Below are 9009 nucleotides of genomic sequence, written 5' to 3'. Positions count from 1 at the left end.
GGCCGGGAGGACGTCGTCCTCCCGGCCCCGCTGCCGTGGGTGCCGGCTCAGCCCGGCAGGCGCCGGGTCAGCCACTCGTGGAAGGCACCGATGTGGTGCTCGGAGGGCACCAGCACGCCGCCGTTCGCGTACGCCCGCGAGGACATCGCCGGCTGGGTGCGCTCGCAGGCCGCGAAGTCCTGCTCGTTGACGCGGTGGAACAGCTCCACCGACCGGGACACGTCCCTGCCCGACTCCACCACGTCGCGGGAGTAGAGCCAGTCGCACTCCACGATCGTGCGGTCCTCCGCGACCGGGAACATGCGGTGGAAGACCACGTGGTCGGGCACGAGGTTGACGAAGACCGTCGGCCGGACCGTGATGGCGTAGTAGCGGCGGTCCTGGTCCTCGGCGACCCCGGGGAGCCGGTCGAAGCCCTCGCTGCCGTCGACGGTGAAGCCCTGGACCTCCTCGCCGAACTCCGCGCCGTGCCCGACGAAGAACTGTGCGGCGTAGCCGTCGGCGAACTCCGGGAGCACCTCGGTGAGCTCCGGGTGGATGGTCGCGCAGTGGTAGCACTCCATGAAGTTCTCGACGATGAGCTTCCAGTTGGCCTTGACGTCGTAGGTGATCCGACGGCCCACCGTGAGCGAGTCCAGCTCGTAGCGGTCGATGGACGCCACGTCCCCCAGCCGCTCGGTGACCGCGCCCACCACGTCGTGCTCGAACGACGGGGGCTCCGCCGCCAGGCACACCCACGCGTACCCCAGCCACTCCCGCAGGTGGACCGGCACCAGCCCGTACTGCACGCGGTCGACGTCGGGCATCTTCGTCAGGTTCGGGGCTGCGACCAGCTTGCCGTCGAGGTCGTAGGTCCAGGCGTGGTACGGGCACTGGAAGGCGCGCTTGACCGCACCGGAGTCCTCCGTGCAGATCTGCGCCCCGCGGTGCCGGCAGACGTTGAGGAACGCGCGCAGCCCGCCGTCGCGGCTGCGGACGACGAGCACGCTCTCCCGGCCCACCTGGACCTTGCGGAAGGAGCCGGGCGTCGGGAGGTCACCGGAGCGCACGACGCAGAACCACATGTCCTCGAAGACGTGGGCCTGCTCCAGCGCGAAGACGGCCGGGTCGGTGTAGTAGTGCCCCGGCAACGTGGAGATGAGGCTCGCGGGCTGGTCGGTGGTGGTCATGCGGCACCTCGGGGTCGCGTCGGGCGGTGTGCGGACTGCGCCGGAAGTCGCACGACCACACGGCCTGCGACCAACCACGGTCGTCGTCCGCCGGCGAGCACCAGACGACCGCCGTGTTGCACATTACTCAGCGGCTCGCGCAAGACGCAACAGCCGCAGCACAGTCCTCCGCCCGCGGGCCGACCCGCGCTCCGCGGGCGAGCTCAGCGGGACGGGCCGAAGAAGCCCAGCCTCCTGCTCAGCTCGTCGGCGCCGGCCAGCACGCGCCGGGCCAGCCGGGGGAAGTCCTCCGAGGCCATGCGGAAGGACGGCCCCGAGACGCTGAGCGCCGCCACCACGTCGCCGTCCGCGCCCCGGACGGGAGCGGCGACGGCGCTGAGCCCGACCTCGTACTCCTCGACGGTGCAGCCCCACCCCTGCTCGACGATCCGGTCGAGGTCCTGCCGCAGCAGCTCCGGGTCGGTGATGGTGGCGGGGGTGAACCGCTGCAGGTCCCGGGAGAGCGCGCCCTTGCGGACGGCGTCGGGGGCGTGGGCCAGCAGCACCTTGCCGCTCGACGTCGCGTGCAGCGGCGTGCCCTGCCCCACCCAGTTGTGCGTGCTGAGCGCGGCCGGCCCGCGGGCCTGGCTGACGTTCACCGCCCGGTCGCCGTCGAGGATGGCGATGTTGACCGTCTCCTCGAGATCGGCCGCCAGGGCCTCGCAGATCGGCCGTCCCTCCCGGGCGATGTCGAGCTGGGCGGCGGCGGCGCCGGCGAGGCGCACGACGCCGAAGCCGAGCCGGTACTTGCCGCGGTCGGCCAGCTGCTCGACGAAGCCCCGGCTCTCCAGCACCGCCACCAGCCGGAAGGCGGTGGACTTGTGCACCCCCAGCTCGGCGGCCACCTCGGTGACCCCGGCCTCCCCGTGCGCCGCGAGGATCTCCAGCACGCTCAGCGCACGGTCCACCGACTGGACCGCGGCGACCGAGTTCCGCTCTCCGTTCGCACCCTGCGGCCCGCTCATGACCTCAGCGTAGGTGGCCGACGCCACGCTCCCGGCCGCTCTTGACGCGCTCGGCCGCACTCCCGCATGCTGTTGCGTCATCGGCACAGAGTTGCGGTTGACGCAACGACGATGAGCCTGGAGCGCACATGATCCCGGTCTGCCCCACGACCGCCCTGCCCCCCGGCGAGGCCATCCGAGTCGAGGCCGACGAGCCCATCGCGGTGTTCAACGTCGACGGCGAGTTCTTCGCGATCGACGACACGTGCACCCACCAGGACGCCTCGCTGGCCGACGGCTGGCTGGACGGCTGCGCGGTGGAGTGCCCGCTGCACGCCTCGTGCTTCGACCTGCGCACGGGCAAGGTGTCCGGTCCTCCGGCCAAGACCCCGGTCCGCACGCACCGGGTCGTCGTGACCGACGGCGTGGTCCACGTGCTGCCCGGGGTCGCCGCGGACGGCGCCGCGTGAGCCCCACCATCGCCGTCGTCGGGGCCTCGCTGGCCGGCCTCTCCGCCGCGCGGGCACTGCGCGAGCGGTCCTTCGACGGCCGCGTCGTGGTCGTCGGCGACGAGGTGCACGCCCCCTACGACCGGCCACCCCTGTCCAAGGAGTTCCTGGCCGGCACGGCGTCGCTGGACGACATCACCCTGGGCACGCCGGACGACGAGGACCTGGCGCTGGAGTGGCGGCTCGGCACGACCGCGGTCGGCCTGGACCGGACCGGCCGCTCGGTGCGGTTGCACGACGGGAGCGAGGTCCGCGCGGACGGCGTCGTCCTCGCCACCGGCGCCCGTGCCCGCCGCCTGCCCGGCAGCGAACGCCTCGCCGGCGTGCACGTCCTGCGCTCCCTCGACGACGCGATCGCCCTGCGGGTGGACCTGCTCTCCGCCGGGCGCCTCGTCGTGATCGGCGCCGGCTTCATCGGGGCGGAGGTCGCCGCCACTGCCCGCACGCTGGGACTCGACGTCACCGTCGTCGAGACGCAGCCCGTCCCGCTCGCCGGCCCGCTGGGCGCGGAGGTGGGCGCGGTCTGCGCAGAACTGCACGCCGACCACGGCACCCGCCTGCTGGTCGGCACCGGGGTGTCCGGGCTGGTCGGCCGGGACAGGGTCGAAGCCGTCGAGCTGACCGACGGCACGCGCCTGCCCGCCGACGTGGTGGTCGTGGGGATCGGCGCCACGCCGAACACCGAGTGGCTCACCGGTTCCGGCGTGGCCCTCGGCAACGGCGTCCTCACCGACGCCCGCGGCGCCACCGACGTCCCCGGCGTGGTCGCGATCGGCGACTGTGCCGCGACGTGGTCGGCCACCGCGGGACGGCACGTCCGCGTCGAGCACTGGACCAACGCGCTCGAGCAGCCGGCCACCGCGGCCGCCACCCTGCTGGGCGCCGGGGGGCCGGCGCCCACGCCGGTGCCCTACTTCTGGTCCGACCAGTACGGCGCGCGCATCCAGTTCGCCGGCTCCCGCCGCGAGGGCGACGTCGCGCGCGTGGTGGAGGGCAGCTTCGCCGACCGCAGCTTCCTGGTCGTCTACGAGCGCGACGGGCACCCGGTGGCCGTCCTCGGGATGGACCAGCCCCGCCTGTTCACCCGGTGGCGGCGGCAGCTGCGCTCGGCGGTGCCGACGCCGTCCTGACGCCCGTGGTGGCCGTCGCCCCGACGGCCCCCACGGGCACTCCCGCAGCACCCGGCCCGGCCGACCGCACTGGTCCGCCGGGCCGCGTGCTGCCGTCGGCCGGGCCGACCTCCGCGGTCCCGGGCAGGTGCCGCGGCAGCTCCCCTCCCCGGCCTCCCGGCACGGCAGGACCTCGTGGCACGGCAGAGCCTCCCGGCACCGGGGCCACGCGCAGCGGCTCCGGTGCCGGGAGGCCCCTCGGCGAGCGAGGGTCAGTCGCGCGGCCCCGACGGCCGGCCCATGGCCTCTGCCCTCGGCTGGGTGTGCGCGGGGACGGACGAGCCGTCCTCGGGGGATGCCACGAAGTTGCCGGCCGGGCCGGCGGGCGGCCGGCCGGCCGCTCCCGGGCCCGCCACGGGCACCCCTCCCGCGTCGGCGGCCGGGGTGCCCGCCGCCGGGTCCGGCGTCTTCTCCACGACCAGGACGAAGTCGTCGCCGTGGCGGCTGATGCCGTCGACGACGGCCTGCTCGATCGCCAGGGAGGCGTAGTTGCCGCGCAGGACGATCGGGTCGTGCCGGAGGTCCTTCACCAGGCTCACCGCGAGTGCCGCCATCACCAGGGCGAAGGGCAGCGCCGCGATGATCGTCAGGTTCTGCAGCCCCGTCAGCGCGGCCCCGTCCTCGCCGAGCAGCAGCATGATCGCCGCCACCGAGCCCATCACGACGCCCCAGAAGACGACGACCCAGCGGCTGGGCTCCAGGGTGCCGCGCTGCGAGAGCGAGCCCATGACGATCGAGGCCGCGTCCGCGCCGGACACGAAGAAGATCGCCACGAGGACCATCACGAGCACGGTCGCGGCGGTGGCCAGCGGGTACTGCTCCAGGACGGCGAACAGCTGGCCCTCGGTGGTGCCCTGACCGGCGATGTCGACGCCGCTGCGCTGGGCGGCGATCCCGGCCCCGCCGAACACGGCGAACCACAGCAGGCTGACGAGGCTGGGCACCAGGAGCACGCCGGTGACGAACTGGCGGATGGTGCGGCCGCGGCTGATCCGGGCGATGAACAGGCCGACGAACGGCGTCCAGCTGATCCACCAGGCCCAGTAGAAGACCGTCCAGCCGCGCAGCCAGGTGGCCATGGCCTCGCCACCGGTGGCCTCGGTGCGCGCGGCCATCTCGCCGAGGTCGGAGAAGTAGCTGCCGACCGCGTCGGGGATCAGGTTGAGGATGAAGATCGTCGGGCCGACGACGAAGACGAACACCGCGAGCAGCAGCGCCAGGACCATGTTGGTGTTGGACAGCCACTGGATCCCGCGCTCGATGCCGGACACGGCCGAGGCGACGAAGGCCGCCGTCAGGATCGCGATGATCGCGACCAGGACGCCGTTGCCGACGTCCCCGGCCCAGCCGAGGATCTCCACCCCGCTGCCGATCTGCAGGGCACCGAGGCCCAGGGACGCCGCCGACCCGAACAGCGTGGCGAAGATGGCCAGGACGTCGATGACGCGGCCGGCCGGGCCCTCGGCCCGCCGGCGGCCGAGCAGCGGGATGAAGGCGGAGCTGATCAGCTGCCGACGGCCCCTGCGGAAGGTGCCGTACGCGATGGCCAGCCCGACGACGGCGTACATCGCCCACGGGTGCAGCGTCCAGTGGAACAGCGTGGTGGCCATCGCCGTCTGGATCGCCTCCGACGACTCCGCCTGGGTGGTGAGCGGAGGGGGCGAGACGTAGTGCGACAGGGGTTCGGCCACCCCGAAGAACATGAGGCCGATGCCCATGCCCGCGCTGAACATCATCGCGATCCACGAGACGGTGCGGAACTCCGGCCGCTCGGTGTCCCGTCCCAGCGGGATCCGCCCGTACTTGCCGGCCGCCAGCCAGATGACGAAGACGACGAACGCCGACGCGAGCAGCACGAACAGCCAGCCCAGGTTGCCGGTGATCCAGCCGAGGGCCGACGTGCTGGCGGTGCCGAGACCCGTGGGGCTCACGAAGCCCCAGGCGACGAAGCCCAGCGCCATGACCGCGGCGATGGCGAACAGCACCCGGTCCACGGCCCAGTGGCTGTCCGCGACACAGGGCGGCGGCTCGGCGATCGCCGGGTGGGTGCCGGTCACGGTCACGTCCGTCGCGTGGACGACGGGGGGGTCCGCGGCGGCGGCAGCCCCCCTGCCGGGCGGTGGGTCGGCTCCGGCGGCTCCCGACTGGCCCGGCCCGGGAGGGGACGAGGCGGACTTCCGCGGATTCTCCATGACGATCCCCATCTCTGTTGCGTCATTCGAGACCGACTTCGCATGAGGGAACCAGAGAGTCGACAAGGGAACAAGGGTCGAACGTGACCTTTTACACAGGCGCAGCTCCAGGGAAACGCTCCGGGACGCCTGCCGCGACTCGACGCGCCCCGGGGCGACAGGAGCCGGCGGGCGGGACCCGGTCCGTGGTGCGGCGTCAGGCGTGCGGTGCGCGCGACCGGGTCGAGGGGATCACCCGCCAGGCCGTCCCCGCCGCCACCGCCAGCAGGACGGCGGCGCCGAGCGAGGTGACCTGCACGGCCCAGGTGAACGCCTCCCGGGCCGCGGCGAGCGCCTCGCCGTCGAGCGCCTCCCCGGCCCGCGCCAGCGACTCCCGCGCCGCCCCGCCGACGTCCGGGGGCAGCTGCGCGCGGTAGAGCACGGTCTGCAGCGACCCGAGGAGGGCGATCCCGAGCGCGGCGCCGAGCTCGTAGGAGGTCTCCGACAGCGCCGACGCCGTCCCGGCGCGGTGCGGGGGCACCGCGCCGACGGCGGCGTCGGTGCTCAGCGTGAACGCCAGCCCGAACCCGGCACCGAGCACCAGCAGCGCGACGGCCAGCCCCGCGTAGCCGGGCAGCGACGCGGCGCCGGCGAGGGCCAGCATGCCGACCGCCGACAGGCCCAGCCCGAGGCCGATCGCCCGGCCCAACCCCGCCCGCGCGACCAGCGGCCCGACCACGACGAGCACGCCGAGGGAGGCCAGCGTCAGCGGCAGCTCCCGCACCCCGGCCTCCAGCGCGGTGTGCCCGCGCACCAGCTGCAGGTACTGGGAGAAGAAGTACAGCAGCCCCATGAGCGCGAACAGCGCGATCAGCTGGCCGGCCAGGGCGCCGGAGAACGCGCGGTGGGCGAAGAGCCCGAGGTCGACCAGCGGCGACGGGATCCGCCGCTGCCGCCGGACGAACAGCACCGCGGCCAGCACCCCGGCCAGCGCCGCCGCGCCCGCGACCGGCGTCGGGCCGGAGCCGGCGACCTCCTTGACCGCGAACACCACGGCCAGGACGGCGACCACCGACTGGACGGCGCCGAGGACGTCGAGCCGCCCGGGCCGCGGGTCGCGCGACTCCGGCAGCAGCAGCCACCCCCCGACCAGCAGCACGGCCACGACGGGCAGGTTGACGAGGAAGACCGAGCCCCACCAGAAGTGCTCGAGCAGCACCCCGCCCACCAGCGGGCCGAGCACGGCACCGCCGGAGGCCGCGGCGCTCCACACCGCGATGGCGCGGGTCCGCTGCCGGGCGACCGGGAACAGGTTGCGGATCAGCGACAGCGTCGAGGGCATGAGGGTCGCCGCGGCGACGCCCAGCGCCGCCCGGGCGGCGACCAGGGTCGCCGGGTCCGGCGCGAACGCCGCGACGGCGGAGGCGGCGCCGAACGCCGCGGTGCCGACGAGCAGCACCCGCTTGCGGCCGAAGCGGTCGGCGAGCCCGCCCATGAGCACCAGCAGCCCGGCCAGCGCGAAGCCGTAGACGTCGCCGATCCACAGCAGCTGCCCCGCGGTGGGCTGCAGGGCCGCGGAGAGGGCGGGGACCGCGAGGGCGAGCACGGTGCCGTCGACGGCCAGCAGCACCACGGCGAGGACGAGCACCGCCAGCGCCGCCCACTCGCGGGCCCCGGCCGGGCGGAGCTCCTCCTCCCGGGCGACCGGGACCGCGGCGGACGGTGGGGCGGCGCTGCTCATGCCGGACAGCGTACCGACCAGACGGTTTGTTAGGTACGGTGACGGTGGGCACCCGGTCCCGGCCGAGCGGGAGGTCGCCGGTCCGCCCGGCGGCGCGTGCGGCACCCTGGTCCCGCTCTGGACCGTCCGAGGAGGGAACCGTGCCGGGACCGCTGCGCGACGCCGCCCGGACCCGCCGCGCGCTGCTCGACGCCGCCGCGCGCTCGGTGGTCGTGCACGGTGCCGGCGTCAGCCTCGACACGGTCGCCCGGGAGGCCGGCGTCTCCAAGGGCGGCCTCATGCACCACTTCCGGAGCAAGGACGAGCTGCTCGGGGCGCTGGCCGACGACCTCTTCGAGCAGTTCACCCGGGCCGTCGAGGACCGGGTCGACCCCGACGACGCCGCTCCCGGGCGCCGGCTGCGCGCCTACGTGCACGCCACGTTCGACGACCTCGAGCGGCGGGAGGAGGCGGTGGAGCTGGCCACCCTGCTGGCCACGCTCGGCTCGTTCCCCGAGGCCGCCCGGCGGTCGCAGGACCGGTACCGGCACTGGAACGAGTCCCTGGCCGAGGACGGCGTCGACCCCCAGCGGGTGGTCGTGGTGCTCCGGGCGTGCGACGGGGTGTCGATCGCCCCCCTCTTCGAGGGGCCGCTGAGCCGCGACGAGCTGGCCACCACCCGCGACCTGCTGCTCGCGCTCACCCGCGGCGAGGGCCCGTTGGCCTGAGGGACGACGTCCCGCAGGGCCGCTCGGACCACCCGGGGAGTGGCGGTCCGCCCGACCCGGGGCTCAGGAGCGGCCGGTCGGCCCGTCGCCGGCGAGGAAGGCGAGCAGGTCGGCGTTGAACTCCTGCTCGTAGGCGCCGTGGAGCCCGTGCGGGGCGCCCGGGTAGACCTTCAGCGTCGCGGTGGGCACCAGCTCGATCGACTTCCGGGCCGCCGCCACGATCGGCACGATCTGGTCGTCGTCGCCGTGGGCGATCAGCGTCGGCACGTCGATGGCCTTCAGGTCCTCGGTCAGGTCGGTCTCGGAGAACGCCGCGATGCAGTCGTAGGCGCCCTTGTAGCCCACCGTCATGCACTGCAGCCAGAACTCGTCCCGCTTGCCCTGCGAGACGGTGGCCCCCTCCCGGTTGGCGCCGTAGAAGGACGCCGACAGATCGCGGTAGAACTGCGAGCGGTCGCCGGCCACCCCGGCCCGCAGCCCGTCGAACACCGAGCGCGGCAGGCCCTCGGGGTTGGCGTCGGTCTGCAGCATCAGCGGGGGGATGGCGCCCAGCAGCACGG

8 protein-coding genes are annotated in these 9009 nt (G+C 74.5%); 3 read left to right on the top strand and 5 right to left on the bottom strand.

Going from position 1 to position 9009, the window contains the following annotated elements:
- Positions 1-47: 47 nt before the first annotated feature.
- Together ACI8AD_RS24595 and ACI8AD_RS24590 are read right to left on the bottom strand one after the other, a co-directional pair.
- Positions 48-1169, bottom strand: coding sequence for an aromatic ring-hydroxylating oxygenase subunit alpha (locus tag ACI8AD_RS24595; RefSeq protein ID WP_456873156.1), 1122 nt, complete (start codon positions 1167-1169; stop codon positions 48-50).
- A 203-nt stretch (positions 1170-1372) separates the two neighbouring features.
- Complete coding sequence (locus tag ACI8AD_RS24590) at positions 1373-2173, bottom strand: IclR family transcriptional regulator (protein ID WP_456873155.1); 801 nt, start codon at positions 2171-2173, stop codon at positions 1373-1375.
- 128 nt (positions 2174-2301) lie between these two features.
- Here ACI8AD_RS24590 and ACI8AD_RS24585 point away from each other — a divergent pair, with 128 nt between their 5' ends.
- Together ACI8AD_RS24585 and ACI8AD_RS24580 are read left to right on the top strand one after the other, a co-directional pair.
- The gene (locus ACI8AD_RS24585) at positions 2302-2622 is read left to right on the top strand and encodes a bifunctional 3-phenylpropionate/cinnamic acid dioxygenase ferredoxin subunit (RefSeq protein WP_456873154.1); all 321 of its coding nucleotides are present in this window, start codon (positions 2302-2304) and stop codon (positions 2620-2622) included.
- A complete protein-coding gene (locus ACI8AD_RS24580) occupies positions 2619-3791 on the top strand; it encodes an NAD(P)/FAD-dependent oxidoreductase (protein ID WP_456873153.1) in 1173 nt (390 codons plus the stop codon). The genes ACI8AD_RS24585 and ACI8AD_RS24580 overlap by 4 nt, the downstream gene beginning before the upstream one ends.
- A 251-nt stretch (positions 3792-4042) precedes the next feature.
- On the opposite strand, the gene ACI8AD_RS24575 is transcribed toward ACI8AD_RS24580, so the two are convergent.
- Positions 4043-5887, bottom strand: coding sequence for a BCCT family transporter (locus tag ACI8AD_RS24575; RefSeq protein ID WP_456873152.1), 1845 nt, complete (start codon positions 5885-5887; stop codon positions 4043-4045).
- Between the two features lie 331 nt (positions 5888-6218).
- Complete coding sequence (locus ACI8AD_RS24570; protein WP_456873151.1) at positions 6219-7742, bottom strand: MFS transporter; 1524 nt, start codon at positions 7740-7742, stop codon at positions 6219-6221.
- Positions 7743-7882: 140 nt separating this feature from the next.
- Here ACI8AD_RS24570 and ACI8AD_RS24565 point away from each other — a divergent pair, with 140 nt between their 5' ends.
- Positions 7883-8449: a TetR/AcrR family transcriptional regulator gene (locus tag ACI8AD_RS24565; protein ID WP_456873150.1), complete on the top strand. Its 567-nt coding sequence runs from the start codon at positions 7883-7885 to the stop codon at positions 8447-8449.
- 63 nt (positions 8450-8512) lie between these two features.
- Here ACI8AD_RS24565 and ACI8AD_RS24560 read toward each other — a convergent pair.
- On the bottom strand, positions 8513-9009 hold a 497-nt coding region (locus ACI8AD_RS24560; protein ID WP_456873149.1), incomplete at its 5' end, for an alpha/beta fold hydrolase.

The sequence above is a fragment of the Geodermatophilus sp. SYSU D00766 genome (assembly GCF_054049915.1).
The sequence above is the reverse complement of the archived record's forward strand: the minus strand, read 5'-3'. Positions and strand labels throughout refer to the sequence as shown.